The sequence below is a fragment of the Bradyrhizobium sp. 1(2017) genome (assembly GCF_011602485.2).
Lineage (GTDB): Bacteria > Pseudomonadota > Alphaproteobacteria > Rhizobiales > Xanthobacteraceae > Bradyrhizobium.
The window spans coordinates 2,777,026-2,801,112 of sequence record NZ_CP050022.2 but is presented as its reverse complement, the minus strand read 5'-3'; the positions used below and the strand labels follow the sequence as shown (position 1 = coordinate 2,801,112).

Below are 24,087 nucleotides of genomic sequence, written 5' to 3'. Positions count from 1 at the left end.
CCGTCAGCGCAAGCCGCCATCGCCGATGATCGTGTATGGCGCCCAGAACAGCGGATGCGCATAGGCGAACTCGGTCTTGCCTTCGCTGTTGAGATAGCCGGGGCCATCAACCAGGGCCATCGACGCCTGGCGCAGCGCTTCGGCGCGCGACAGCTTCGGATCGTCGGCCTGCCGCTTGAACAGGTCGGTCACCAGCTGCCGTGCCGACTGCGAATGCACCGACCAGTTCGTCACCAGCAGCGCGCGCGTTCCGGCGTAGAAGAACGCGCGGCCGAGCCCGGATGCCGCCTCGGCCCCCGCGCCGGCACCCGCACCGGTGTTGCAGGCCGACAGGATGACCCAGTCCGCGTCCAGCTTGAGGCCCAGGATCTCTTCCATCGTCAGGAGGCCGTCACCGCCCTCGCCCGTCACCGCCGGCGACGACAGCGCCAGCGCCGGCTGCGTCAGCCCGTTGAGCTCGCCGGGGACAAGACCATGGGTGGCAAAGGCCAAAATCCTGAAGCCGGAGAGATTCATGGTTTTCACCGCGCTCTCCGTCGCGCTCTTGCCGAGGAACAACACTTTCGAGGGATCGGCCTGCAGTGCCAGCGCGATCGATTTGAGCTCGTCCGCGGTATCGGGCAGGCGGGGCAAGAGGCCGAGCTCGGCGCTGTCGACGCCTTCCAGCTTCGGGCTGTTGCGCCGCTTCAGCGGCATGCCGCGCGTGACGTTGCCGCCACCGGCATCGGCCACCTCAACCTTGGCGTCGCCCGTTTCAGCCTCCGCCTGCTGATCCGTATTGAAATAGGGATCGCCGAAGGCGACGAGGTCGCCGCGGCCGGGCTTGCCCGGCGGCAACTGCCGCAGCGTCCGCAACGCCGCCGCCGACGGCACCGTCGACACGGCATGCGTGCGTGCCAGCCACGGCACGTTGCGATAGCCGATGAAGAGCGGATCCTCGTCCGCGGCCACCTCTGCCGGCGCCGTCGGCAACAGCGACAGCGGCAACAGTCCCAGCGCGCCGTTGGTCACGACGATCAGGTTCTTGGCCGGCTTCCAGCCGCTCTCGACCGGCTTGAGCAGCAGCTCATAGAGCTCGTAGCCAAGCTTGAGGTCGAAGGGCGGGATGTCCGAAATCATCGCGGCCTGCGGCTCGAGCGCCTCGCGAAGCTTGCGGATCTTGGTCTCGAGGTCGCCGATCTTCGCCGGGACGGCGGCGAACGCCACCGGTCCCGACTTCGGCACGGCCCAGACGAAGCTGCCGTTCTGACCGAAATAGAACGACAACATGGCCTCGCCGTCGGCCAGCGTCGCGCGAATCTCGGCCACGCTCGGCGGCTTGGGCGAGACTAGATCGGCGTAGATCGGGAATTTCTGCTTGATCTCCTGGCGCGCCTTGTCGCTCTGGCCGCGCAAGGCGGCAATCGAGGCCTGGATTTGTGCAACGGCTTTCTCGTCGCGTTCCGCCGCCGGAAGCGCGAGCACATTGTTGAGCGTGCCGAGCTGGGCGTTGACCTGCTTGGTCAGATCCTGCGCCTTGCGCACGAGCTCGGCGAGCGCCGGATCCTTTGCCGCCGCGCGCGCGCTCGAAGCGGCCAACGCCTGCTGCACCGAACGGCCGCGGACGGCATCGGCGAGGCCGAAGGTCTCCTCGCCAACGCCGCTGCCGGTTCCCTCAGCCCGCGCCAGCAGCGCGAGATAGCTCTCGACAATGGTCTGCAGCCGCTGGCTGCGCGCGGCCACCACGCTGGTGTTCTCATCGTCCGCGTTCTCGTTCGCGCTCGCCATCATGACCGGGATGGCAGCCTTGAACTCGCGGATCGCATCGGCATCGCGCCGTGCCCGCATCAGACCGACGGCCAACGTGCCGCGCGCGGAGGCCGCATCGAAATGGTTTTCGCCGACGCGCCCGACCTGCTTCTTGACGAGCTGCTCGGCCGCCGCAATGCCGGCGTCCAGCTGTCCGGAGTTGTAGAGCGCAAGAATGCGCGACGGATTGAGCTCGAAGACCTGGCGGCGCTGCGGCTCCCACTTCGCGATCGCCTGGTCGATCCGCGCGAACATGGCGTTGGCTTCGGCATTCTTGCGCTGAAGGCTGAGAATTCCGGCGAGCTGCGACAGCAACTGCACGGTCGGCTGCGAGTCGTCGGGCACGCCGACGGTCTTGCTGATGTCGAGGGCGACGCGACCGAGCTGCTCGGCCTCCGCGTAGCGACCCTGATCGACGAGAATACCGGCCAGCCCCATCACGTAACGCGGCGTCACCGGATTGTACTTGCCGGTGTCCCTCAGCCGCGCCAGCAGCGCCCGGCGCGCGTCGACCTCGGCTTCGGCGAGCCGTCCCTGCCGCGCCTTCATGCGCGCCTGGCTCAGGATGTTGCCGTCGACAACCTGGAGCAGCAGCGTCTCGGCAGGCGGATTAGGCAGCTCCAGAACCCCCTTGTTGCCGGCGCGCTTGCGCATCTCGGCGGCGCGATAGGCGGCCTCGGCTTCGGCGAACTGGCCCCGCGCCTCGAAGATCTGAGCGCGGGACATCTCGATCTCGCCTTCCCAGCTCTGGCCCACCTTCGGATAGGTGGTGCGCCATCCCGGAAACCCGCTGGTGCGCGCCTCCTGGATCGCGGTCAGGCTGCGACGGAGATAGGCTTCGGCCTGTGCGACATCGCCCATCTGCAGCAGGATGGACGCAATCGCACGGTTGGCATTGAACACGTAGCCCTTCGCGCCCGGCGTATTGGCCGCGTCGCGCAACAGTCTTTGCACGATCTCCAGCGCGCGCTTGGGATCGCCGGCCAGCGAATACTGCACCGACTGCAGCTGCATCAGGCGCCCCAGCATGTTCGGGCTGACGGCTCCGCGGCCGACCTCCACCGCCTTGTCGGCGTCGGCGATCGAATCGGCGAGCCGGCCGAGCTGCGAGCGCGCATTGGCGCGATCGAAGTAGAATCGAGCGAGATCCTGGCGCGACTCCTTGCCCGTCGGTGCGGCATCGGCATCCGCCTTGAGCTCGGCAATCAGCTTCTCATCGGGCTTCTCGCCGTCGAGAATGGCCGTGATGTCGGAGATGTTGCGCGGCGGCGCGACGAAATCCTTCGGCAGCGCGGTGCCCGGATCGAGCTTTGGCGCCGCCTCCTTCGGTATTTCGACGGCGACATTGGCGCGGCCGTTGGCGGCATTGAGCGCCGCGATCACGCAGGCCCTGACCTTGGGAGAGGCTTGAGCGCGGCAAGCTTCCAGATTGGCGCCGCCGGCGTGCCCTCCACCAGCGCGCATGCAGGCCTGTACGATCGGCTTGCCGACGGACATTCGGCAATTTTCAATCGCCGCTTCCTTGGTCAGCGCGGCAGCGGAGCTAGCCGATCCCAGCAGGAAGGCAAATGCCAGCAGCATTCGCGGTGGTGAAAAAATCGGAGCGGATTCAAATGGAGTCCCGGAATCTGAGCTCATCCCAAAATTCCTTAAAAAAAAATGACTTGGTGCAACCAGATGATCCTATCGATATAGCGGCGAAGAACAAGCGCCAATCAGGGTCGGGGATATGCCCAATAGGATTAGCCGCTGCGCCAAGCACCGCTTCCTGAAGCCCCTGGAGCGATGGCGCTTTGGCGCGCTCGCGGCGCTCGTTGCGGGATCGCTCGCAGACTGGAGTACCGGCGGGGCCGCCGCGCAGGGCGGGCCGCAATGGACTCCTCTGGTCTGGGAGGCCGAGGCGATCTACCGCGGAGCAACAATTGCGTCCGACCTTGTTCTTCCCGATGTAGCCGAGAGCATCGACCAATTTACCGCAGCCCGCATGGCGCTGCTCAAGCCTGATGGCGCCGGCCCGTTCCCGGCCATCGCGCTCCTGCACCAGTGCGCGGGACTGAATCCCGCCGTCGCGGCCTGGGCGCGCAGAGCCGTCACGCGCGGCTACGTCGTCCTGCTCCTCGACAGCCTTGGGCCACGGGACGTCAAGAGCGTCTGCTTCGGTCCGAAGAACGGCGTGAACTTTTTTCGCGGCGCAAAAGATGCAATGCAGGCCGCAGTGCATCTGCGCCGGCAAGCCTATGTCGACAAGAACCGCGTCGCGCTGGTCGGCTTTTCCTGGGGCGCGATGGTCGGATTGATGGCGGCCAGCTCCCACACGGTCAGCGCGTTGAAGTTCGACAAGGGATTCGCCGCGGTCGCCAGCTTCTATCCGGGCTGCTTCCGTGTGACGCCGCCGAACGGACGACCGCCCTTCGACATCGTCAACTCGGATGTCGCACAACCTCTTCTCGTGCTGATGGGCGATGCGGACACCGAGACGCCCGCGCCGGACTGCATCGACAAGCTCGACGCTCTCAAACGGGACGCTCGGCCCGTCGAGTGGCACCTCTATCCCGGTGCGACGCATTGCTGGGATTGCCAGCAGCTCGATGGCTTGAGCAAGATCGATTTTCGCGGCCGACGCGTCGAATATCATTTCCGCAAGGACGTCACCGAGGACTCCGAGCGCAGGCTGTTCGCGTTTCTCGAACGCGCGATGCCGAAGCAGTTGCCGCAGGTCAGCCCTTCGAAATGACCGCCCGGCCGTAAGGCGGCTGCCCCGCGACCGGCGGGTTGGCGGTCTGGGCGGCGAGCTCGCCGATCAGGCGATCGGCGTCGGCGGCCATGCCGTCGGGGGCCTGGATCACCAGGCGCTCCAGCGCCCAGCGATAGGACGAGACGCGCTGCTCCAGGCACTGCTGCACCCACTGCACGATCAGCGAGTTCTCCTGCATGCGCGCGACCGCGTCATCCCTCTCCCGCGGCGAGAGGGAAGAGACGCGCGTCATGCTGGCATCGCGCTTCCTGTCGAGATCGATGACGCGGATCGCAGAGGCGAAGAACGGCTCGAAGCGGGTGATGTCGTTGCGCACGTCCTCGATCAGCTGCGCATAGCGCGAGGAATGCGAGCGGTGTGGCTCGTCGATCAGCGTGCGTCCGTACATGGTGCGGTCGAACACGATCTTCTGCCGCCAGGGCGATGGCATTGCCTTGTAGTCGCCGAACACGCTCTTCCAGGCGGGGCGCGACAGCGGCGGCTCGATCATGGGATAGGCGAGGTCGCGGAGCTGACGTTCTTCGTCGGTGAGCTGGAATTGCGAGGGCCTCAGGCCGACGCTGGCGGTGACCTCCGCGCCCAGCCAGCGATGCATGTCGTCGCTGCGCATGTCGGCGCGGGTGCGGCCGAAATCGCCGCCGCTGCAGGCGCCGAGCGTCGCACCCATCAGCGCGAGCAGGACGGCCGATATAAAAGGCCGGATCTGGCGGAGGTTTTCCGGCATCGCAAAAGCCGGTTGCTAACGACGGCGACGACGGCGCCCCGGCGCTGTGCCCTGCTCCGGCCCCCGATCGCCGCTGGTTTCATCCGCCTCGCGCTCGATACGGATCACCGGGAGAATCACGATCGTTCCCGTTTCCGTGCGCGGCGTGGCATCCCCCGACGAGCCTGCCCGGCGACCGGCCGGAAATTCGATGATGGTCCCCATATCAGCTCTCTATCAATTGCCGCGCGACCGAACGCATTCATGCAACATGCATGCATTAAGATCAGTTCATGGTTAACGGGATGTAAACGCCCCTTCCGGACCGTAGCCGCACGGGCGCGGGCGCGGTGTCCCGTTGCGGCACGACAACACCTTAATTTTAGGGATCAACTTCACGCCTCGTTTTCCTTAACGAGGCTTTAAAGGACCCTGCGATAGGTTGCCGGGGAGTATCTCTTCCAGGTCGCGTATCTCTCCATGACCAAGTCGCTGTTTCCCGGATTCGACGGGTTGATGACCCTGTCCCGTCGCGAAGGCGTCGATGTTCGCCCCACGCTGCTGCGTGTGCTGACCGACCTCTACGTCCAGACCCGCGTCCACAACGACGACGAACAGCGGCAATTCGTCGAGCTTGCCACCCGATTGATCGACCAGGTCGACGACGCGACGCGCGCCGCCGTCAAGGCGCGGCTTGCGACCTATCCGTCGACGCCCATCCCGATCCTCCAGAAGCTCGGGCTGGTCGCGACCCAGGAAGGCCGCAGGGTGCCGCTGGCGCGCGAGATTCCAACGCCGCCGCCCGCGCCCGCCCCGGCCCGCGCGCCCACCGAGGCCGAGCAGCGCATGGCCGCGAACATGGCGATGCAGCCGAAGGACGCCGCCGAGATCCACGACATGTTCTTCCGCGCCGGTGCCTCCGAGCGCGCGCTGATCCTGCACAATCTGGCGCAGACACCCCTGAAGGCCGCGCCGCAGATTCCGACCGTGCGCGCCAAGCGCGCGATCCAGATCCTGGAGATGGCGGCGCTCGCGCGCGATGTCGAGAACTTCACCTTCGAGCTCGGCGACAGCCTGATCCTCCCCTCGCGCGTCGCGGCCCAGATCGTCGACGATGCCGGCGGCGAGGCACTCGCGGTCGCCGCGCGCACGCTCGATATGCCGAGTCCGGTGTTCCAGCGCATCCTCTTGTTCTTCAAGCCGGAGATCGGCACCTCCGTGAACGACGTGTACCGGCTGTCACGGCTCTATGACCGCCTCGACGATCGTTCCGCACTGGTGATGCTGGCAGCCTGGCGCGGCTCGACGCTCGCCGTCACCCGCGCGAAGTATCAGTCCTCGCTGCATGACGGCGAACGCCAGCGCGCACGTACCGGCGCAAGCCAGACGCGACCGGGCGTGCAGCCCGGCTCGAGCCCGGCCGTGCGCACCGTCACCGGCTCGTCGGATCGCTGATTTCTCGCGTCGGCGCTAACGTTGAGCACAACGCGCTCGCAATGGCGGTAGAAGCAGTTATGTCTTCGCCAAATCCAGAAAATGCCGGCCCGAGCGATCCTCGGTCTCGACGATCCAGGCGTCCGGATCGAAGCGGATTTCCCGTGTCAGCCTTTCCTCAATGGTGTGGTCCGGCAAGGGCTGCGGCGCGACCGGCACGAACAGTCGATCGACGGGGCGGCCGTCGTCATAGACGGTCTGCGGCGCAGGCGCATACAGCATCGCATTGCCGTCGAGCAGCGACACCTTGACGAACACTGCACCCGCCTCCTCGGCTCCGCGGCGGCGCACGGCGCCGAACACACCCTCGGTCTGGCAGCGGCGCAGATAAGCCGCCACCCAAATGTTGGATTTCAAACGCATGAATCGAACGATAGGCCAGTGGCGCAGTCAGCGCCAGCCGTCGCACGCGCGTGGAAATTATTCGACGGGATGGCCTATCGCCGCACCGAGTTCGCGCAGCAGACGGTCGGACACCTGGCCGGTGACCTGCATCTTGTGCTCGCGCTCGAACTTCTGAATCGCGGCCTGGGTCTCGCCGCTCATCGTGCCCGAGATCTTCAGATTCCCGTAGCCATATTCGGACAGCGCGCGCTGCACACCGGCGATGCGTCGCGCCGCCGGGCTTTGCGTCGGGATCGGCGCCGGCGGACGCAGGGCCGAGGGCGGCGCCGAGGTCGTGGCCTTGACCAGGTTGGTCATCGGATCGCTCGAGCGCGTAGAGGCGGTCGCCTCGACGGGCTTTTCGGGCGGCTTCTCGGCGGCGCGCTCGACGGGTTTGGACTCGGCACGAAACTCCGTCGCGCGCGGCTCGAGGGGCGAAGTGTCGGCGCCGACGGGACGCGGACGCGGCAAGGGATTCGACAGCGACGCGGACGACGGCGCGGGAAAATTGATCACCGTGCCGAACATCGGCGCGGGATGCCGGCCGGTCTGGAGGAACAGCGCATTGGCAACGATCGCACCGACCGCGGCGACCGCGACGAGGCCGGCCAGCGTATCCTTGGGGCTGTGCAGCAGCACGCGCATCACGAGGTTGCGCTCGGTCTCGACATCGATGACCGCGGCCTTGGCGCCACGACGGCGCGGCGCGGCTTCGTCCTTTGCAGACTTCTTAGGCACTTTTCTTCACCAGAGCGGGTTGGTTCTGAGTTTCCTGGCGCAGCACCGGCGTCAGGGTCGCAATCTTGCTCTCGCTCGCCTTCTCGTCAGACGTCTTTTTGTCGGACGTTCTGGCCAGCGGCGGCGTGTAGACGAGCGGCAGCTTGACGGTGACGGCCGTCCCCTCGCCCAACCTGCTTTGTACCGTCAATTCGCCGAGATGCAACGCCACGAGACTCTTCACGATCGAGAGTCCGAGGCCGGTGCCTTCGTGGCGGCGCTGATAGGTCTTGCCCGCCTGGAAGAATGGCGCGCCGATGCGCTTGAGATCGTCGGGTGCGATGCCGACGCCCGTGTCGCTGATGCGCAACGCCAGTTGGGAACCCGACACCGCCGCCGTCACGCTGACCTGACCGCCGCGCTCGGTGAACTTGATGGCGTTGGCGACGAGGTTGAGCACGATCTGCTTGAAGGCCCTGGGATCGCCGGTCATGACCGGCAGGTCCTGCGGCGCATCGGTGACGAGGTCGATGCCGTTCTCCCGCGCCTTCAGCGCCAGCAGATTGCAGCAATGCATCAGCGAGGCGCGCGGCGCGAACGGCTCCGAGGCGATCTCGAAATTGCCGGATTCCATCTTGGACATGTCCAGGATGCCGTTGACGACCGACAGCAGATGCTGGCCGGAATCGTTGATGAGCTGGGCGTATTCCTTGCGCTGGGCGACGCCGAGCATCAAGGTCTGCTCCTGCGCGATCATCTCGGAGAAGCCGATGATCGCATTGAGCGGCGTGCGCAGCTCGTGGCTCATCGTGGCGAGGAAGCGCGTCTTGGCGGCATCGGCCGCCTCGGCGGCGCTGCGCGCCTGATCCAGCGCCTGCTCGGACAGCTTGCGGTCGGTGACGTCGCGCATCACGGCGACGACTTCGGCCTCCTGCGTGATGTCGCGAGCTTTTTCCTGTTCGAGCGGGCGACAGCGCATCTCCACCCAGATGAAGTCGATATGGCCGCGCTCGGAGCCGCCAGGCTCGCGCCGCAGCCGGAACTCGACGCTGCGCACATTGCCGCGCGCCGCATCCGACAGAGCCGTGAGATAGGCCGGCCGGTCGGCGACGTGGACACGGTCGAACAGGCCGTGGCCGAGCAGTTGCGCGACGGGAATGCCGAGCATGGCCTCCGCGGCCGGAGAAATGAACTGCACCGCGCCATTGCGCTGGTGGCGCGAGATGACGTCGCTCATGTTGCGCGCGAGCAGGCGATAGCGCTCTTCCTCGCGCGAGAGCAGCGCAACGCTGGTGCGCGCCAGCGATTCCGCGCCGAAGGCGAGGCCCGCCGCATAGAGCGTCGCCGACGCGACGCCGAGCGCCATCAGAACGCTGCGTTCTGCGGCGGTCGGCTCACCGGCCGGTAACCAGCCGAGCTGGCTGATGAGGATCAGGATGCCGGCACAGGACAGCGCGAGCAGCGAAGCAAAGGCCGTGACGCGGCGCGAGGCCGACAGCGCAGCTTCGAGCGGAACCACGACCAGCCAGATCGCGGCAAAGGATTCGATGCCGCCGGTGGTGGCCGCGACCGCCATGATCAGGCCGGCGAGCGACAGCGACGACAGCACATGCGCGCCTTCATAACGGCCGGTGCGCGACAGGAACCAGGACAGCAGGATCGGCGCGATCAGCCAGGCGAAGGCGGCGACCTCGATCGCGCTCGGTGCGCCGCGCAGGACGAGATAGATCGGGAATGCGGCAAAGGCGGCCAGGCTGCCGAGCAGCCGCGGCGCCATGAAGGCACGATGGCGCGCTCGCGTCAGCGCATCGTAACGCGCGGAGGGATGCAGCAGCGCATCGAGACAATCGCGGATGATACTCAAAACTGTCACGGGTCTCGCGCTTCGGCTCAATCGTCTTGAGAAGGCGCGCCGGAACGCCTCCTTGTCGTTGAGCCACCGTGTCAGAGCGACCTTAAACGAGTGCTAAGGCGGCGCCGGGTGCGGCCGGCCACCGCGTCATCGCGGGGCTTTTTAGACGATTTGGCGACGTCTTCGCTGCGAATGGTGAACACAGGGTTTCACCTCGCTCCGCATGGTTTCGAATTGGTGGATGCGGGGCGGTCGGCAGAATCACGCGCGCGGGCGTCAATCGAAAATTTACCGGAGCGTCGATCTCGAAGAATCTTGCGTAAGTTTTCCGCGAATTAAGCTCAAGGCAATCACTTGCGATTTATCGAGGGTTGCTAGGTCCGACATCCCGCGGAGATCGCCGCGGGCGGGATCTAGGATACAGGTCGCAAGGATGCGCTTTCTGCTCCGCATCACATTCTGGCTCGGGCTGGTGCTGGTGCTCCTGCCGCGGGACAAGACTCCGGAGGCGGAGAAGCTGCCGCAAATCGGCGCTGCCGACGCGGTGCAGGCTGCGACTGCGGCCGTCTCCGACGCGAGCCAGTTCTGCAAGCGCCAGCCGGCAGCCTGCGAGGTCGGCGGCCAGGCCGCGGCCATCATCGGCCAACGGGCCCAGGACGGCGCGCGCAAGCTCTACCAGATCATCAACGACAAGAAAGAGCAGATCACCAACGAGAAGAACGAGAAGACCGACAAGACTGACAAGAAGGCGCCCGACCATACCGGCTCGATCGCGCTGGCCGGCGAAGGCGACATTGCCGCGAACGAGTCGGTGCGCGACACCCTGACCCAGGACGACCTCGCGCTGGAATGGCGCGGACCTCAAGCGGCGAATTAGGGCGCGTCCGCGCAAGCTTCGGCGATGTGCGCGTGGCTCGCCGCTCTCCGCAGTGGCGGACGCCTATTGAGCCTTCCGCGGATCGTCGGTTGCATTCAGGTAATCGATACCGGAGGGGCCGACGCCGGTGATCTGGAAGATGACCTCTTCGTCTCGTGTTTCCGCGAACTGCCACACCTTGGGTGGGACATGCGAGAACGTGCCCGGGGGAAGAGCCATCAGTTTCGAGCTCTCGGCCTTGTCGCCGATGCCGGAATAGTAGGTTCCGGAAATGATCGTGCGGACCCGCTCGTCGGGATGAGAATGGACAGGCAATTTGAAGTTCGCGGGCAGCTTCACGCGGATCGTAAACAAGCCGGGTTTGGCAAGACTGCCGTGCAGCACAGCAATCTGTGCGCCTTTCGGCATTGAAACGAGTGGACTCCACTTCAGATCGGTTGGCGTGATGCGGACGTATGCCGGCTGATCCTGCGCCTGTAGCGTTCGCGGAGATCCGAGCGGAATCACGAGGACGACAAGGGCGGCCAGCAATTTGACGGAACGCATCATTGCACTCCATGCTCGATTGGGCCGCTCCATTCTACGCCAAGTAGCTGGCGATGGCGATGGCTCCACCCACGCAGGGAGAGCGACCAGAAGGCCGGTTGTCAGCATTCTGATCGTCGATTCGAGCCCAAACCCTATCGATTTCGCAGCTTCGCGTCCCTATATTGGCGGGAAGCGGAAACCGTAGGCCAGCATGACGACAATCGACGAAATCAGGGACAATTTCGAGCTTCTGGACGAGTGGGACGACCGCTATCGGTACGTCATCGAGCTCGGCCGTACCCTGGAACCGCTGCCGGAGGCCGAGCACTCCGCCGAGAACAAGGTGAATGGCTGCGTCAGCCAGGTCTGGCTCCAAAAGCTGGTCGACCGCAGCCATGGCGCGCCGATCCTGAAATATCGCGGCGACAGCGACGCGCATATCGTGCGCGGGCTGGTCGCGATCGTGCTCTCGCTCTATTCGGGCCGCACGCCGCAGGAAATTCTCGATACCGACGCGATCGCGGTGTTCAACGAGTTCGGCTTTCGCGATCATCTGACGCCGCAGCGGTCCAATGGGCTGCGCTCCATGGTCGAGCGCATCAAGACCGACGCGAAAGAGGCGCTCGCGGAAGCGTCGTGAGAAGCTTCGCAGCCTCGTAGGCTGGGCAAAGGCGCCGTTGCGCCTTGCCCACGCATCTTCCTTCAGTTCGCGCTCGAGGTGGTGGGCACGCTTCGCTCTGCCGATCCTACGAGATCTTAGGCCGGACTACTTCCGCTTCCGCTGCTGCTGCCCGAGGCCCATCTGCTTGGCCAGTTGCGAGCGCGCCACCGCGTAGTTCGGCGCAACCATGGGATAGTCGGCCGGCAGGCCCCATTTCTCGCGATATTGCTCGGGCGTCATGTTGTACTGGGTGCGCAGATGGCGCTTCAGCGACTTGAAGCGCTTGCCGTCTTCCAGACACACCAGATAGTCCGGCGCGATCGACTTCTTCAGCGAGACCGCGGGCTTTGCCGGCTCGAGCGGCGCAGCCTCGGTCCGGCCCGACGAGACCCGCACCAAGGCGCCATGCACCTGGCTGATCAGGTTCGGGATCTCGGCCGCGGGCGTCGGATTGTTGCTGAGATAGGCCGACACGATGCCCGCCGTCAGCTCGATGAAATTCTTGCCTCCCACATCCGACATTCGCCCGCCTTTCTCCACCTTGCGTCCCACGGGATTGACGACGTCAAAGTATTCCCTGTCAAGAACGCGTTCGGCCGAACACGACGACTGACGATTACTGCCGAACGGTAGCTCTTTACTTGGGTACTCAACCGCGCTGGTCGAGATGGGAGCGGAGCTCATCGATCGAGGCAAAGCGCATCATGCCCTCCGGCATCTGCGCTTCGATCGAGCCGTCGGAATAGAGCGAATAGGCCATGCCGTCGACGACGCCGGACTTGAGCACGGTGACGCGCGGCTCCTCGGGCGCAGCCACGGGCTCAGCTGCAGGCGGCGCCGGAGGCGCGGCTTCCGCAAAGGTCGAGGGCGAGCGCTGCTGAGGCGGCGGCGGGCGGCGCGCGGCCGCGGGCGGCTCCGGCTGGCGCAGGCGCTCCGGCTTCGGCCAGGCGTCGTCGAAGCTGGCGGACGGGGCATCCTGCGCGGCGGAAGCTGCGGGTTCTTCAGGAGGCGGCGTCGGGCCCTCGGTGCCCTTTGCCTCCGCCCGTTCGCGCTCCTTGCGCGAGGTCGAGGCGAACATCAGGTTGCGACGACGCGGCGCTTCCGGCGCCGCAGGCGGCGTTGGGGCTTCCGGCGCCTCAATGCGCGGACGCTCGCGCGCGGCGGCTTCGCCCTGCCACGGCAGAGGACCTGCAGCCGGTGGCGGCGGCGGCGCCGCCGGTTCGATCTTCGCAGGCGCGGCAACCGCGGGCTCGGATGCAGGCGCGCCTTGCATCGCCAGGCCCGGCAGCACCGGCCTGACCCGAACTTCGGACGATGCAACCGATCCTGCGGCCAGCCGGCGGGCAATGCCCCTCAGCTCGAGCAGCAGGGCATACAGGCCGACCAGTAACAGTCCGGTGCAGACGCCGACGGTTCCGGAGATTATGAGGGTGCTGCCGACACTGAATTCCCTGACTGAATAGCCGAACAGGATCGCCAGGAGGCCCGCCAGAACGGCGAAAATCCCCACGATCAACAATGCCAAGGTCATCGAACTCACCCCCGGCCGCGCATCCACACGCGACACTCGTCACGCCACGATACCGCCTTACGATGTTCCACGCCAACGGCCAATTGTGGGCGTCGTTCCTAAAGGGAAGGAAATCAGGGACTTATTCACATTCCCTTCAGCTACGGATCGCTACAGCTACGATGCTCCAAGTTTCTGGATTTGCTGCGTCGCATCAGGAATTTAGCCATAATGCCCAATTACTTGGTAATGGAACTGCGCTATAGGGATTCCGGGAGCAGGCCCGCGCGCACCAGCTGGGCCTAGAGGGGATTCCGGGGCGCCAATAGTCATGACATCCATCACGACTTCGGCGATCGACACGCCTCTGCGGCGCTCGATCGAACGGACTTGCGACGATCTCGCCATGGTGGTGCTCGCCGCGGTCGCGGTCGTTGCAGGCTTGACCTTCCGCGACTACGGGCTCGGCTGGGACGATTACACGCACGCCGAATATGCCGATCTGTTGCTGCGCATGTTCGGTTCCGGCTTCAAGGACACCGCGGCGCTCTCGTTTGCCAATCTCTACATGTATGGCGGCGGCTTCGACATGGTCGCCGCTCTCCTGCACAAGATCATCCCGCTCGAGCTGTTCGAGACGCGACGTCTGGTCGGCGCCATCGTCGGCGTGATCGGGCTTGCGGTGACGTGGCGGCTCGGCCGCCGCATCGGCGGCCCCCTCGCCGGCCTTGCCGCGCTTCTGCTGCTCGCGCTGTGCCCGATCTTCTACGGCCACATGTTCATGAACCCGAAGGATGCGCCTTTCGCGGTGGCCATGATCATCCTGATGCTCGGCCTCGTCCGGCTCGCCGAGGAATATCCGCAGCCGTCGCCGCGCACGATCCTGATCGTCGGCCTGGGAGCCGGCCTGTCGCTCGGCTGCCGCGTTCTCGGTGGCCTCGCGCTGGTTTATGCCATGCTCGGCTTCGTCCCGCTGTTCCTGGAGGAGCTGCGCAACGAGGGGCGGCGCGAGGCGATCCGCCGCTTCGCCCATGTCGTCTATGTGCTGCTGCCGGGCCTCGTGTTCGGCTATCTCGTGATGGGATTGATCTGGCCGTGGTCGATCATGGAGCCCGGCAATCCCTTCGAGGCGCTGACCTACTTCTCGCACTTCTTCGAGAAGCCCTGGAAGGAAATGTTCGACGGTGCGATCGTGTCCGTGCCCGACATGCCCTGGTCCTATCTGCCGACGCTGTTCGCGCTGCAGCTGCCCGAAGTGATGCTGGTGCTGATGGCGGGCGCCGTGGTCGGCACTTTCGCCATGCTGCCGCGCCGCGAGGTTCCGGCGCGCCGCAAGACCATCCTCCTGATGCTGACGCTCGCCGCGACCCTCCCGCTCGTGATCGCGATGGTGAAGCGGCCGGCGCTGTACAACGGCATCCGCCATTTCGTCTTCGTGATCCCGCCGATGGCGGCGCTCGGCGGCGTCGCCTTCGCCTGGGCCATGGAGCGCCTGCGCACCAATCACCGCACCTGGCAGCCGGTCGTGCTCGCGACCTTTTGCTTCGGCCTCGCGCTCTCGCTCGCCGAGATGATCCGGCTGCATCCTTATCAGTACACCCATTTCAACCACATCGCCGGCACCGTGCGCGGCGCCGATGACCGCTTCATGCTGGACTATTGGGGCCTGGCGCTGAAGCAGGCCTCGGACGAATTGCGCGAGCAGCTCGTCGAGCGCCAGGAAGTGCCGCCCGTCAATCGCAAATGGAAGGTCGCGGTGTGCGGTCCGCAGCGCCCCGCCCAGGTCGCGCTCGGCCCCGACTTCACCATCGGCTGGGATTCCAACGCGGCCGATTTCGCGATGACACTCGGCGAGTTCTACTGCAAGGGCCTCACCGCACCGGTCATGGTCGAGATCAAGCGCGACGACGTGGTGTTCGCCCGCGTCTACGACATCCGCGGCCGCGGCATTTCCAGCCTGCTGTCGATCCCGGCGCCGTAATATTCTTCTCCCGTAGCCCGGATGAGCCAACGGGTCGGCGCAGAGCACCGCTCGATGACAGGCTCCGCGACATCCGGGCTATTTTCGCTTCCGCCCTCGCGCTCCGAGCTACGGCGGACAAGCATACAGGCTACGCGCGACAGCCACGCTCCCCGTGCCTTGCCGCAGACTTCAACCAAGACTACGCTCCCTCCCCGCAACAACGATGTTCGGAGATCAGCCATGTCGCCAGCGGAAGCGCGCCTGAAGGAAGTGCCGTCGAACATGACGGAGGCCGAGTGGCAGCAACGGGTCAATCTCGCCGCCTGCTATCGCCTCGTCGCCCTGTACGGCTGGGACGATCTGGTCGACACCCACATCTCCGCGCGCGTGCCCGGCCCCGACCATCATTTCCTCATCAATCCCTACGGGCTGATGTTCGACGAGATCACGGCGTCCAGCCTCGTCAAGGTCGATCTGCACGGCAACCAGCTCACCGAGAGCGAATACAGCATCAACCCCGCCGGCTTCACCATCCATTCGGCGATCCACGAGGTGCGTGAGGACGCGATCTGCGTGCTGCATCTCCACACCCTCGACGGCACCGCGGTGTCGAGCAGCGCGGAAGGGCTGCTGCCGCTCAACCAGACCGCCCAGCTCGTCACCCACGATCTCGCCTATCACGACTATGAGGGCATCGCGCTGGACCACGACGAGCGCCCGCGCCTGCAGAAGGACCTCGGCGACCACAACCACATGCTCCTGCGCAACCACGGGACGCTGACCGTCGGCCGCTCGGTCGCCTCCGCCTTCGAGCGCATGTATCACCTGGAGCGCGCCTGCTCGATGCAGGTGCGCACGCGCGCGCTGGGCACGCCGGTCTATCCGGTCGACGACGTTGCGATCGACAAGAACACCGAGCTGCTTGCCAACCGCGACCGTGCCGAGCTGCGCGCCACCAACCTCGTGTGGCCGCCGCTGCTGCGCAAGCTCGACCGAGAGCTTCCGGGTTACCGGTCTTGAGATTTTCGAGATTTCGTGTAGGGTAATTGTCGAACTACCTCTGCACGTTCTGGAATGAAACGCCGCCCAATTCCGGGCGGCGTTTTTATTTGAGAGATTTCGTAGGGTGGGCAAAGGCGCATAGCGCCGTGCCCACCATCCTAGACCTCGCCTGGGAGGTGGTGGGCACGCTGCGCTTTGCCCACAGCGGTGCCTATTTCACCTCCGCCAGTGCCGCGAGGATGCGGGCCCAGGAGCGGATGCCTTTCTGGAAGCTTCGCAGGTCGTACTTCTCGTTCGGCGAATGGATGTTGTCGTCGTCCAATCCGAAACCGACCAACAGGGAATCGAGGCCAAGCGTGCGCTTGAAGTCGGCGACGATCGGGATCGAGGCGCCCGAGCCCATCAGCACGGTCTCCTTGCCCCATTCCTCCGCCAGGGCCTTGCTGGCGGCGGCCAGCGGCTTCATGTTCCAGTCGAGCGCGACCGCGGGCGCGGCGGAATGGTCGCCGAACTCGACCTTGCAATCGGCGGGAATGCGCGCCGTCACATAGTCGCGGAAGGCCTTGCGGATCCTCGCGGGGTCCTGCCCCTCGACCAGGCGGAACGAGACCTTGGCTGAAGCGTGGGACGGGATCACCGTCTTGGAGCCTTCGCCGATATAGCCGCCCCAGATGCCGTTGACATCGCAGGTCGGGCGCGAGGAGGCCTGCTCGATCAAGAGCCGCCCCTTCTCGCCCGCAGGGATCGACAACCCGATCGGCTTCAGGAACATCTCGGGCGTGAGATTGAGCTTCTTCCATTGCTCCAGGATGTCGGGCGGCAGGTCCTTCACGCCGTCATAGAAGCCGGGGATGGTGATGCGGTTGTCGTCGTCGAACAGGCTGCCAAGGATTTTCGTCAGCAGGCGGATCGGATTCATCGCGCTGCCGCCGAACACGCCGGAATGCAGGTCGCGATTGGCGGCGGTGATCTTCAGCTCTTCATAGAGCAGGCCGCGCAGCGAGGTCGTGATCGCCGGCGTGTTGCGGTCCCACATGCCGGTGTCGCAGACCAGCACGTAGTCGGCCTTGAACTCGTCCTTGTTGGCCTCGATGAAGGGCACGAAATTCTTCGAGCCGACCTCCTCCTCGCCTTCGATCAGGAAGGTGACGTCGATCGGCAGCGAGCCCGTCACCTTCTTCCAGGCGCGGCACGCCTCGACGAAGGTCATGACCTGGCCCTTGTCGTCCTCGGCGCCGCGCGCGACGATGATCTTGCGGCCATCGGCATGGTCGGTGACGACGGGCTCGAACGGCGGGCGGTGCCAGAGATCGAGCGGATCGACCGGCTGCACGTCGTAATGGCCGTAGAACAGCACGTGCGGACGTCCGCCTGCTCCGGTCTTGCCGACGATGGCCGGGTGGCCGGCGGTCGGCCTCACCTCGGTGGCAACACCGAGGCTCGCAATGTCCTTGGCGAGGTGCTCGGCTGCCGCCTTGCAGTCGGCGGCGAAGGCCGGATCGGCCGAGATCGACTTGATCCGCAACAGCGAGAACAGGCGCTCCAGGCTGTTGTCAAAATCCTTGTCGATGTGGTCGAGCACGGATTGAAGCTGCGCGTTGGGCATGGCGTGTTCCTGGCTGGTGAATCTCAAGACGTTTGCGCTTTTAGCTCTGCCGCCGGTTCGGAGCCAGCCGCAACCGGCGGATGGCGGATGTGCCATGCGAGGCTACCGGCCAGGATTGCGGTCGCAATGAGGTTATTGCCCCAGGCCTGGATGACGTTGGGAAACCACGGCAGCGACAGCAGCATGAGGATGCCGGCCGCGCCCAAAGCGAGCCAGGTTCCCAGCCGCACATGCGCCCGCGCGTCGAAGGCGGCCCGAAGCGTCAGCACCGTGATCGGAAAGAACAGCCACATGAAATAGTATTGCCGCGCCAGAGGCGAGGCGATCGTCATCAGGCAGAACAGGATGCCGAGTTCCTCGGCATCGGAGCGCGCCGTTCGTCGCGCTTGCCGCGGCATGATCGCGACGAAGCCGAGTCCGAGGACGGCCGACAGCGCCAGCACGATCCAGTTCGCCGTCCTGTAATCGACGTCGATGATATTCATCGTCCGCGGCGGCTTGTTGGGATCTTCCTGATTGTAGTTGATCGGCCGGACCAGCCGATGCGTGACGGCAATGAGGGACTGGTTGACCCATGACCAGTTCTGCTCGTCGCGCTGGCCGAAGCCTCTTTCCGAGCTCGACCCGACCATGGCCTGGTACCAGGTCGCAAGCTCGGCGGCGTTGCGCTCGAAGCCGCGGATCGGCGCCGGCACGACATAGAGCAGGATGCCGGTGAAGGCGACCGTCGCGACGACGGCCGACCATTTCCGCCGCCAGACCAGATAGGGCAGCACCGCGATCGGAAACACCTTGATGGCGGTGGCGAGCGCGAACATGAAGCCTGCAAGCCAGGACCGCTGCTGCCGCAGGCTCCAGAAGCCGTAGAGCATCATCGCCAGCAGCACGAGGTTCGGCTGACCGAGGTCGAACATGTCGAACACGAAGGTCACGGTGACCAAGGCTGGCAGCGCTTCCAGCCAGGGACCGGGCTTGCGGTCCGATCCGGCCAAGGCCTGGGAGAACATCCCGGTGTACCACCACGCAACCGCATTCAGGATCGACAGGACGACATAGAGCGGGGTCTTGCCGAACCAGCTCGGGATCGCCAGCAGGATCGCGGGCAGCGGGGGATAGATGAAGTCGAAATACGCGTTGGCCTGGCCAGGATAGAGCGGCTGCCCCTGCAAGACCTGCTGCCCGGCCCAGTACCACAGCCCGTAATCCTTGGTCTTGCCGTGGCCGAAGATCTCGGGGACGAGCACGTCGGCGGTCAGGAGGACGCAGCAGAACAGGAAAAGCAGGTCCAGCGGCGCACGCAGCGACAGGCGTCGCGGCGCATCGGGTTTGGCTAAGGAGGCGGTCGAGGTCAAGGGTGCGTCCAGTCGGCGTCGGGACTAGCACGTAGCAGACGGAAGGGCGCTTGGAGAGCCCCTCACCGCAATTTGTGCCGCCTGCGATTAGCAGTCTCTCGTCAGGACAACCGAATACCACCCGAGCATCGCGTGCTGCCCTTCCGCCGGGGTTGCGGCCTACCGCCGCAGCAACCCGCCGAGCGCGCCGCGCACCAGCGTGCGGCCGATCGAGCCGCCGAGCTGGCCGCCAACCGACTTGCCGATATTGGCGGCCATGCCGCCGATCACCTGGTTGGTCACCGATCGCGTCACGTCGCGCGCAATGACCTGACCGGCCGACAGACGGCCGCGCTTGACGTTGGTGCCGAAAATGCTGCCGACGATCGAGCCGATTTGGCCGAGGATGCCGCCACCGCTTCCACCGGTCGCACTATCGGCCGTCACCGCCGTACCGGCGATGCGCTTCTGAAGGATCTCGTAGGCCGACTCGGAATCGACGGCGGTGTCGTATTTGCCCTTGAATGGGCTGGCATCCATGATCGCCTTGCGCTCCTCCGGCGTGATCGATCCGATCCGGGCCGTCGGCGGCCGGATCATCACCCGCTCGACCATCGAAGGCGTGCCGTTGCCTTCGAGGAAGGAGACCAGGGCCTCGCCCTTGCCGAGCTCCGTGATCGCCTTGGCTGTGTCGAGCTTCGGATTGGGCCGGAAGGTCTGGGCCGCCGCAGCGACCGCCTTCTGGTCGCGTGGCGTGAAGGCGCGCAGCGCATGCTGGACCCGGTTGCCCAGCTGTCCGAGCACGCGGTCGGGCACGTCGACCGGGTTCTGCGTCACGAAGTAGACGCCGACGCCCTTGGAGCGGATCAGGCGCACCACTTGCTCGATCTTGTCCATCAGCGCCTTGGGCGCATCGTTGAACAGAAGATGCGCCTCGTCGAAGAAGAACACGAGCTTGGGCTTGGGCAGGTCGCCGGCCTCGGGCAACTCCTCGAACAGCTCCGACAGCATCCACAACAGGAACGTCGCATAAAGCCGCGGGCTCTGCAGCAGCTTGTCGGCGACGAGGATGTTGACCATGCCGCGGCCGTCGCGATCGGTCTTCATGAAATCCTTCAGCGTCAACGCCGGCTCGCCGAAGAATTTGGTGCCGCCCTGGTTCTCCAGCACCAGGAGCTGGCGCTGGATGGTGCCGACGGTGGCCTTGCTGACGTTGCCGAAACCCTGCGCGGCCTTGCGGATGGCGGTGAACGGATCCGCCTCCGCGTCCGCCCCCTTCCTCGCGCTGTCGGGCACGATGGCGTCGAGCAACGCACGCAGGTCCTTCATGTCGATCAGGGTGAGACCGTTGTCGTCGGCGACACGGAAGGCGACGTTGAGCACGCCTTCCTGCACGTCGTTCAGATCGAGCATGCGCGCGAGCAGAAGCGGCCCCATCTCCGTGACAGTCGCCCGCACCGGGTGGCCCTGCTCGCCGAACACGTCCCAGAACACCGTCGAGAACTGGTCGGGCTGGAACGTCAGCCCCATTTCGGTGGCGCGCTTGACGATGAAGTCCTTGGCCTCTCCGGCCTCGGAGATGCCGGAGAGGTCACCCTTGATGTCGGAGGCGAAGACCGGAACACCGGCGCGCGCAAATCCTTCCGCCATCACCTGCAACGACACCGTCTTGCCGGTTCCGGTTGCACCCGTGACGAGGCCGTGGCGATTGGCGAGCGCCAGCGTCAGCCAGGCCTGCTCGTCGCCCTTGCCGACGAAGATCTTGCCGTCGGTGTCGCCGAGCTTGCTGTCCTGTGCGGTCATTGTTCTCTCTGATCTCTCTGCACGTTTCGCGTCTGGAAACTCGAATGCACCAGTTCCGTAGTTTAACGTATGTTGTGCGTCGATTAAAATCATTCAACGCGCCATGAGGCGAGCTGAGCATGCGACATTGTCGGACACGACGGGGCGGCATCGTCCGAAAGTCGCAACGGTGCGTTCGCACCGCGGCAATTTCTTGCCGATTCCATCTCCGCTCTTGCACCGCTGCAACACTTTACGCGCGTTCGAGGGCCACGCCGGCGTTCATCGCTTGAAATTCACATCGCACCGGCTCAAGATCATTTTTCGAAAGCAATATTCCGGCATGTGAACCGGCTGAGGGGCAGGCCATATGGACGAGCTGATCGGACGGCTGGCGACAAACGCCGGCATAGATAGTGCTGTCGCCGAAAAGACCGTGGGCATTATCCTGGGCTTTCTCCGCAGCGAGGGTCCTTCCGACAGCGTGCAGGCCCTGATCGACCAGATTCCCGGTGCGGACGCCGCGATCGAGGCGTCCAGGAGCGGCGGCGGACTGTCGCGGCTGATGGGCGGCAGCCTGATGGCCGTCGGCACGCGCCTGATGGGCCTTGGACTCGGCATGTCGGAGATTCAAAACGTCGCCCGTGAACTTTTCCGCTTCGGCCGAGACAAAATCGGAGCGGATCAGATGGGCAAGATCATCGCGGGGACGCCGGGCCTCAGCCAATTCGCCTGAAGCCACGCATTTCATATCGAGCATCATGACATATCCGATCTCCGAGATTGAGGGCCTGTCGGTCTTTGCCGCCAACAAGTTGAAGGCGCAGGGAATCCGCACCACCGACGCGCTGCTCGAGGCCGCCTCCACCGTGAAGGGCCGCAAGGCGCTGTCCGCCAAGACCGGCATCAGCGAACAGCTGCTGCTGGAATGGGCCAACGTCTCCGACTACATGCGCATCCCCGGCATGGGCCGGGCCAAGGTCAACCTCGTTCGCGCCGCCGGCGTCACCACCGTGCGCGAGCTCGCCTATCGCAATCCGGCAAGGCTCGCCCAGAGCATGCGGGACGCCAACGAGAAGAAGAAGCTCCTCCGCATCCTGCCGTCCGAGAAGTCCGTCAGCGACATCATCGCCAAGGCGAAGAAGCTGCCGCCGAAGATCACGTATTAGCCGCGGACGTTCGGCCTCATGTCCCGGACGCGCTGCAACGCCCTTCGCGTTGCTGCGCAGAGCGGGACCCATACCACGCAAACAGCTCTCGGCGACACATAGGCCCCGGCTCTGCAGCGCACCGCTGAAAAAGCGCTGCGTCCGGCCACGAGAGCGTCATCCTGCGTAACGTCCGGCCACGCCCAAAGCCCGCCAATCCCTCCTTGACTCCCCCTCCCCGACAGCGCAATGCCACGCGCATGAATGCCTCGCCCTTCCCATCAGTCCCGCCGGCCGGCTCGGCCGGGCCTGATGTGCTGCGGACGCTGCTGGAACGGCCCGTCCCGGCCGTGATGGGCGTGCTCAACGTCACCCCCGATTCCTTCTCCGACGGCGGCAAGTTCATCGCGCCCGAGCAGGCGCTCGCGCGGGCCCGGGCGATGATCACCGATGGTGTCGACATCATCGACATCGGCGCCGAGTCCACCCGGCCCTACACCGGCGCCCAGCCGGTCACGGCGGACGACGAGCTCGCCCGGCTGAAGCCGGTCCTCGCTGGCGTCGCGGCGCTCGGCGTGCCCATCTCGATCGACAGCATGAAGGCGGAGGTGGCGGCCTTTGCACTCGACCAGGGCGCGGCGATCGTCAACGACGTCTGGGGCCTGCAACGCGACGCCGCCATGGCGCCGCTGGTCGCAGCGAAAGGCGTTCCGGTCATCGTCATGCACAACCGCGACAATGCCGATCCCAGCATCGACATCGTCACTGACATGAAGACCTTTTTCCTTCGTTCGCTGGATATCGCCGCCAGGGCCGGCATCGCACGTGAAAAGATCGTGCTCGATCCCGGTATCGGCTTCGGCAAGACGGCCGAGCAGAGCATGATCGCGCTGGCGCGGCTGCGCGAGCTCGACATGTTCGGCCTGCCGATCCTGGTCGGCGCCTCGCGCAAGCGCTTCATCGCCTCGGTCTCGCCGTCGGAGCCATCGGGGCGCCTCGCCGGGTCGATCGCCGCACATCTGATCGCCGCGCAGCGCGGCGCCAGAATCATCCGCACCCATGACGTCGCCGAGACCTTGCAGGCCCTGCGGGTCGCGCATGCAATCGAGAGCAAGCAATGACCGATACGATCTTCGTGACCGGCCTGTCGATCCACGCCCGCCACGGCGTGATGGATCACGAAACCGAAGTCGGCCAGCGTTTTGTCATCGACCTCGAGCTCTACACCGACCTGTCCGAGCCTTCGCGCACCGACCGGCTCGCCGACACCGTGTCCTATGCGGAGGTCGTGGCGACCACGACGGCTGCGTTCAAGAACACCAATTACAAGCTGCTGGAGCGCGCGGCCGGCGCCGTTGCCGATGCCATCCTGTCGCACTTCCCGCGCATCCGCGCCGTGAAGATCACCGTGCACAAGCCGCATGCACCGATCGCCGCCATCTTCGACGATGTCGGCATCATGCTGACGCGCTCGCGGCATCCCTGACATGGCGAGCGTGCTGATCGCACTCGGCGGCAATGTCGGCGATGTCCGCGCGACATTCGGCAAGGCGATCGCTCATGTCTGCGGCATGGCGCAGGCCGCGCTGATCGCGCGGTCGTCGGACTACGCAACGCCGCCCTGGGGCGACGAGGAGCAGGCGCCCTTCATCAATGCCTGCATCGAGATCGAGACCGGCCTCGATCCGCATGCGCTGCTGTTCGTGCTGCAGAAGGTCGAGCAGAAGTTCGGACGCACGCGGAACAAGGAGCGGCGCTGGGGTCCGCGCACCCTCGATCTCGACATGATCGCCTATGACGATGTCTCTTTGCAGAAGCCCGATCTGACCCTGCCGCATCCGCGCCTGTTCGAACGGGCCTTCGTGCTGGTCCCGCTGGCGGAAATTGCGCCCGAGCGCGTGATCTCAGGCATTCGTGTGCGCGACGGGCTCGCCAGCGTCTCGACGCAAGGCATTGAGCGGCTTCCGGATACCGGTTAACCAAAAA

Annotated in this window: 23 protein-coding genes; 11 read left to right on the top strand and 12 right to left on the bottom strand. The window is 65.4% G+C overall.

Going from position 1 to position 24,087, the window contains the following annotated elements:
- Positions 1 to 3 precede the first annotated feature (3 nt).
- Complete coding sequence (locus tag HAP40_RS13230; RefSeq protein ID WP_334270983.1) at positions 4 to 3,285, bottom strand: CHAT domain-containing tetratricopeptide repeat protein; 3,282 nt, start codon at positions 3,283 to 3,285, stop codon at positions 4 to 6.
- Between the two features lie 232 nt (positions 3,286 to 3,517).
- Here HAP40_RS13230 and HAP40_RS13225 point away from each other — a divergent pair, with 232 nt between their 5' ends.
- On the top strand, positions 3,518 to 4,522 hold the full coding sequence (locus tag HAP40_RS13225) for a dienelactone hydrolase family protein (RefSeq protein ID WP_166817381.1): 1,005 nt from the start codon (positions 3,518 to 3,520) through the stop codon (positions 4,520 to 4,522).
- Here HAP40_RS13225 and HAP40_RS13220 read toward each other — a convergent pair.
- Positions 4,506 to 5,267: a hypothetical protein gene (locus HAP40_RS13220; RefSeq protein WP_166817382.1), complete on the bottom strand. Its 762-nt coding sequence runs from the start codon at positions 5,265 to 5,267 to the stop codon at positions 4,506 to 4,508. The genes HAP40_RS13225 and HAP40_RS13220 overlap by 17 nt on opposite strands.
- 15 nt (positions 5,268 to 5,282) lie before the next feature.
- Positions 5,283 to 5,471 carry a hypothetical protein gene (locus tag HAP40_RS13215; RefSeq protein ID WP_166817383.1) on the bottom strand — a complete coding sequence of 63 codons (189 nt, stop codon included), beginning with the start codon at positions 5,469 to 5,471 and terminating at the stop codon, positions 5,283 to 5,285.
- A 255-nt stretch (positions 5,472 to 5,726) separates the two neighbouring features.
- Here HAP40_RS13215 and HAP40_RS13210 point away from each other — a divergent pair, with 255 nt between their 5' ends.
- Complete coding sequence (locus HAP40_RS13210) at positions 5,727 to 6,701, top strand: DUF2336 domain-containing protein (protein ID WP_166817384.1); 975 nt, start codon at positions 5,727 to 5,729, stop codon at positions 6,699 to 6,701.
- 57 nt (positions 6,702 to 6,758) lie between these two features.
- Here HAP40_RS13210 and HAP40_RS13205 read toward each other — a convergent pair whose 3' ends face one another.
- Genes HAP40_RS13205 through HAP40_RS13195 form a run of 3 tightly spaced genes read right to left on the bottom strand, consistent with a single transcriptional unit; the run spans position 6,759 to position 9,714 of the window.
- On the bottom strand, positions 6,759 to 7,103 hold the full coding sequence (locus HAP40_RS13205) for a DUF1491 family protein (protein WP_166817385.1): 345 nt from the start codon (positions 7,101 to 7,103) through the stop codon (positions 6,759 to 6,761).
- A 57-nt stretch (positions 7,104 to 7,160) separates the two neighbouring features.
- Entirely contained in the window at positions 7,161 to 7,862 is a 702-nt protein-coding gene (locus HAP40_RS13200) for a peptidoglycan-binding domain-containing protein (protein ID WP_166817386.1), read from the bottom strand.
- The gene (locus HAP40_RS13195) at positions 7,855 to 9,714 is read right to left on the bottom strand and encodes a PAS domain-containing sensor histidine kinase (protein WP_166817387.1); all 1,860 of its coding nucleotides are present in this window, start codon (positions 9,712 to 9,714) and stop codon (positions 7,855 to 7,857) included. The genes HAP40_RS13200 and HAP40_RS13195 overlap by 8 nt, the downstream gene beginning before the upstream one ends.
- 412 nt (positions 9,715 to 10,126) lie before the next feature.
- On the opposite strand from HAP40_RS13195, the gene HAP40_RS13190 reads away from it, so the two are divergent.
- Positions 10,127 to 10,570: a DUF5330 domain-containing protein gene (locus HAP40_RS13190; RefSeq protein WP_166817388.1), complete on the top strand. Its 444-nt coding sequence runs from the start codon at positions 10,127 to 10,129 to the stop codon at positions 10,568 to 10,570.
- A 63-nt stretch (positions 10,571 to 10,633) separates the two neighbouring features.
- Here HAP40_RS13190 and HAP40_RS13185 read toward each other — a convergent pair whose 3' ends face one another.
- A complete protein-coding gene (locus HAP40_RS13185; RefSeq protein WP_166817389.1) occupies positions 10,634 to 11,116 on the bottom strand; it encodes a cupin domain-containing protein in 483 nt (160 codons plus the stop codon).
- A gap of 193 nt (positions 11,117 to 11,309) precedes the next feature.
- Between HAP40_RS13185 and HAP40_RS13180 the strand changes: the two genes are divergently transcribed.
- A complete protein-coding gene (locus HAP40_RS13180) occupies positions 11,310 to 11,738 on the top strand; it encodes a SufE family protein (RefSeq protein WP_166817390.1) in 429 nt (142 codons plus the stop codon).
- Positions 11,739 to 11,864: 126 nt separating this feature from the next.
- Here the strand turns inward: HAP40_RS13180 and HAP40_RS13175 are convergent, their stop codons facing one another.
- Together HAP40_RS13175 and HAP40_RS13170 are read right to left on the bottom strand one after the other, a co-directional pair.
- A complete protein-coding gene (locus HAP40_RS13175) occupies positions 11,865 to 12,281 on the bottom strand; it encodes a MucR family transcriptional regulator (RefSeq protein WP_166817391.1) in 417 nt (138 codons plus the stop codon).
- Between the two features lie 127 nt (positions 12,282 to 12,408).
- Positions 12,409 to 13,290, bottom strand: coding sequence for a DUF308 domain-containing protein (locus HAP40_RS13170; protein WP_166817392.1), 882 nt, complete (start codon positions 13,288 to 13,290; stop codon positions 12,409 to 12,411).
- Positions 13,291 to 13,600: 310 nt separating this feature from the next.
- Between HAP40_RS13170 and HAP40_RS13165 the strand changes: the two genes are divergently transcribed.
- Together HAP40_RS13165 and HAP40_RS13160 are read left to right on the top strand one after the other, a co-directional pair.
- Positions 13,601 to 15,250, top strand: a complete 1,650-nt coding sequence (locus HAP40_RS13165; RefSeq protein WP_166817393.1) for a glycosyltransferase family 39 protein — start codon at positions 13,601 to 13,603, stop codon at positions 15,248 to 15,250.
- A gap of 222 nt (positions 15,251 to 15,472) precedes the next feature.
- Positions 15,473 to 16,252 carry a class II aldolase/adducin family protein gene (locus HAP40_RS13160; RefSeq protein ID WP_166817394.1) on the top strand — a complete coding sequence of 260 codons (780 nt, stop codon included), beginning with the start codon at positions 15,473 to 15,475 and terminating at the stop codon, positions 16,250 to 16,252.
- A 193-nt stretch (positions 16,253 to 16,445) separates the two neighbouring features.
- Here the strand turns inward: HAP40_RS13160 and HAP40_RS13155 are convergent, their stop codons facing one another.
- The 3 genes from HAP40_RS13155 to HAP40_RS13145 form a co-directional block, all read right to left on the bottom strand.
- The gene (locus HAP40_RS13155; protein ID WP_166817395.1) at positions 16,446 to 17,840 is read right to left on the bottom strand and encodes a M20/M25/M40 family metallo-hydrolase; all 1,395 of its coding nucleotides are present in this window, start codon (positions 17,838 to 17,840) and stop codon (positions 16,446 to 16,448) included.
- 23 nt (positions 17,841 to 17,863) lie between these two features.
- Complete coding sequence (locus HAP40_RS13150; RefSeq protein ID WP_166817396.1) at positions 17,864 to 19,192, bottom strand: glycosyltransferase family 87 protein; 1,329 nt, start codon at positions 19,190 to 19,192, stop codon at positions 17,864 to 17,866.
- 159 nt (positions 19,193 to 19,351) lie between these two features.
- Complete coding sequence (locus HAP40_RS13145; protein WP_166817397.1) at positions 19,352 to 20,974, bottom strand: helicase HerA-like domain-containing protein; 1,623 nt, start codon at positions 20,972 to 20,974, stop codon at positions 19,352 to 19,354.
- 349 nt (positions 20,975 to 21,323) lie between these two features.
- On the opposite strand from HAP40_RS13145, the gene HAP40_RS13140 reads away from it, so the two are divergent.
- From HAP40_RS13140 to folK, 5 genes are all read left to right on the top strand, one after another.
- Positions 21,324 to 21,689 (top strand): DUF2267 domain-containing protein, encoded by a 366-nt coding sequence (locus tag HAP40_RS13140; protein ID WP_166817398.1) that lies wholly within the window; start codon positions 21,324 to 21,326, stop codon positions 21,687 to 21,689.
- A gap of 25 nt (positions 21,690 to 21,714) precedes the next feature.
- On the top strand, positions 21,715 to 22,122 hold the full coding sequence (locus HAP40_RS13135; RefSeq protein WP_166817399.1) for a DUF4332 domain-containing protein: 408 nt from the start codon (positions 21,715 to 21,717) through the stop codon (positions 22,120 to 22,122).
- Between the two features lie 239 nt (positions 22,123 to 22,361).
- Entirely contained in the window at positions 22,362 to 23,222 is an 861-nt protein-coding gene (gene folP / locus HAP40_RS13130) for a dihydropteroate synthase (protein ID WP_166817400.1), read from the top strand.
- Positions 23,219 to 23,587 carry a dihydroneopterin aldolase gene (gene folB, locus HAP40_RS13125; RefSeq protein WP_027544155.1) on the top strand — a complete coding sequence of 123 codons (369 nt, stop codon included), beginning with the start codon at positions 23,219 to 23,221 and terminating at the stop codon, positions 23,585 to 23,587. Before folP ends, folB begins: the two co-directional genes overlap by 4 nt.
- Position 23,588: 1 nt before the next feature.
- Entirely contained in the window at positions 23,589 to 24,080 is a 492-nt protein-coding gene (gene folK / locus HAP40_RS13120) for a 2-amino-4-hydroxy-6-hydroxymethyldihydropteridine diphosphokinase (protein WP_166817401.1), read from the top strand.
- Positions 24,081 to 24,087: the final 7 nt, after the last annotated feature.

Coding starts and splice junctions, on each gene's coding strand:
- HAP40_RS13230 (WP_334270983.1), bottom strand. CDS start 3,285: ATGTCCGTCGGCAAGCCGATCGTACAGGCCTGCATGCGCGCTGGTGGA.
- HAP40_RS13225 (WP_166817381.1), top strand. CDS start 3,518: ATGCCCAATAGGATTAGCCGCTGCGCCAAGCACCGCTTCCTGAAGCCC.
- HAP40_RS13220 (WP_166817382.1), bottom strand. CDS start 5,267: ATGCCGGAAAACCTCCGCCAGATCCGGCCTTTTATATCGGCCGTCCTG.
- HAP40_RS13215 (WP_166817383.1), bottom strand. CDS start 5,471: ATGGGGACCATCATCGAATTTCCGGCCGGTCGCCGGGCAGGCTCGTCG.
- HAP40_RS13210 (WP_166817384.1), top strand. CDS start 5,727: ATGACCAAGTCGCTGTTTCCCGGATTCGACGGGTTGATGACCCTGTCC.
- HAP40_RS13205 (WP_166817385.1), bottom strand. CDS start 7,103: ATGCGTTTGAAATCCAACATTTGGGTGGCGGCTTATCTGCGCCGCTGC.
- HAP40_RS13190 (WP_166817388.1), top strand. CDS start 10,127: ATGCGCTTTCTGCTCCGCATCACATTCTGGCTCGGGCTGGTGCTGGTG.
- HAP40_RS13185 (WP_166817389.1), bottom strand. CDS start 11,116: ATGCGTTCCGTCAAATTGCTGGCCGCCCTTGTCGTCCTCGTGATTCCG.
- HAP40_RS13180 (WP_166817390.1), top strand. CDS start 11,310: ATGACGACAATCGACGAAATCAGGGACAATTTCGAGCTTCTGGACGAG.
- HAP40_RS13175 (WP_166817391.1), bottom strand. CDS start 12,281: ATGTCGGATGTGGGAGGCAAGAATTTCATCGAGCTGACGGCGGGCATC.
- HAP40_RS13170 (WP_166817392.1), bottom strand. CDS start 13,290: ATGACCTTGGCATTGTTGATCGTGGGGATTTTCGCCGTTCTGGCGGGC.
- HAP40_RS13165 (WP_166817393.1), top strand. CDS start 13,601: ATGACATCCATCACGACTTCGGCGATCGACACGCCTCTGCGGCGCTCG.
- HAP40_RS13160 (WP_166817394.1), top strand. CDS start 15,473: ATGTCGCCAGCGGAAGCGCGCCTGAAGGAAGTGCCGTCGAACATGACG.
- HAP40_RS13155 (WP_166817395.1), bottom strand. CDS start 17,840: ATGCCCAACGCGCAGCTTCAATCCGTGCTCGACCACATCGACAAGGAT.
- HAP40_RS13145 (WP_166817397.1), bottom strand. CDS start 20,974: ATGACCGCACAGGACAGCAAGCTCGGCGACACCGACGGCAAGATCTTC.
- HAP40_RS13140 (WP_166817398.1), top strand. CDS start 21,324: ATGGACGAGCTGATCGGACGGCTGGCGACAAACGCCGGCATAGATAGT.
- HAP40_RS13135 (WP_166817399.1), top strand. CDS start 21,715: ATGACATATCCGATCTCCGAGATTGAGGGCCTGTCGGTCTTTGCCGCC.
- folP (WP_166817400.1), top strand. CDS start 22,362: ATGAATGCCTCGCCCTTCCCATCAGTCCCGCCGGCCGGCTCGGCCGGG.
- folB (WP_027544155.1), top strand. CDS start 23,219: ATGACCGATACGATCTTCGTGACCGGCCTGTCGATCCACGCCCGCCAC.
- folK (WP_166817401.1), top strand. CDS start 23,589: ATGGCGAGCGTGCTGATCGCACTCGGCGGCAATGTCGGCGATGTCCGC.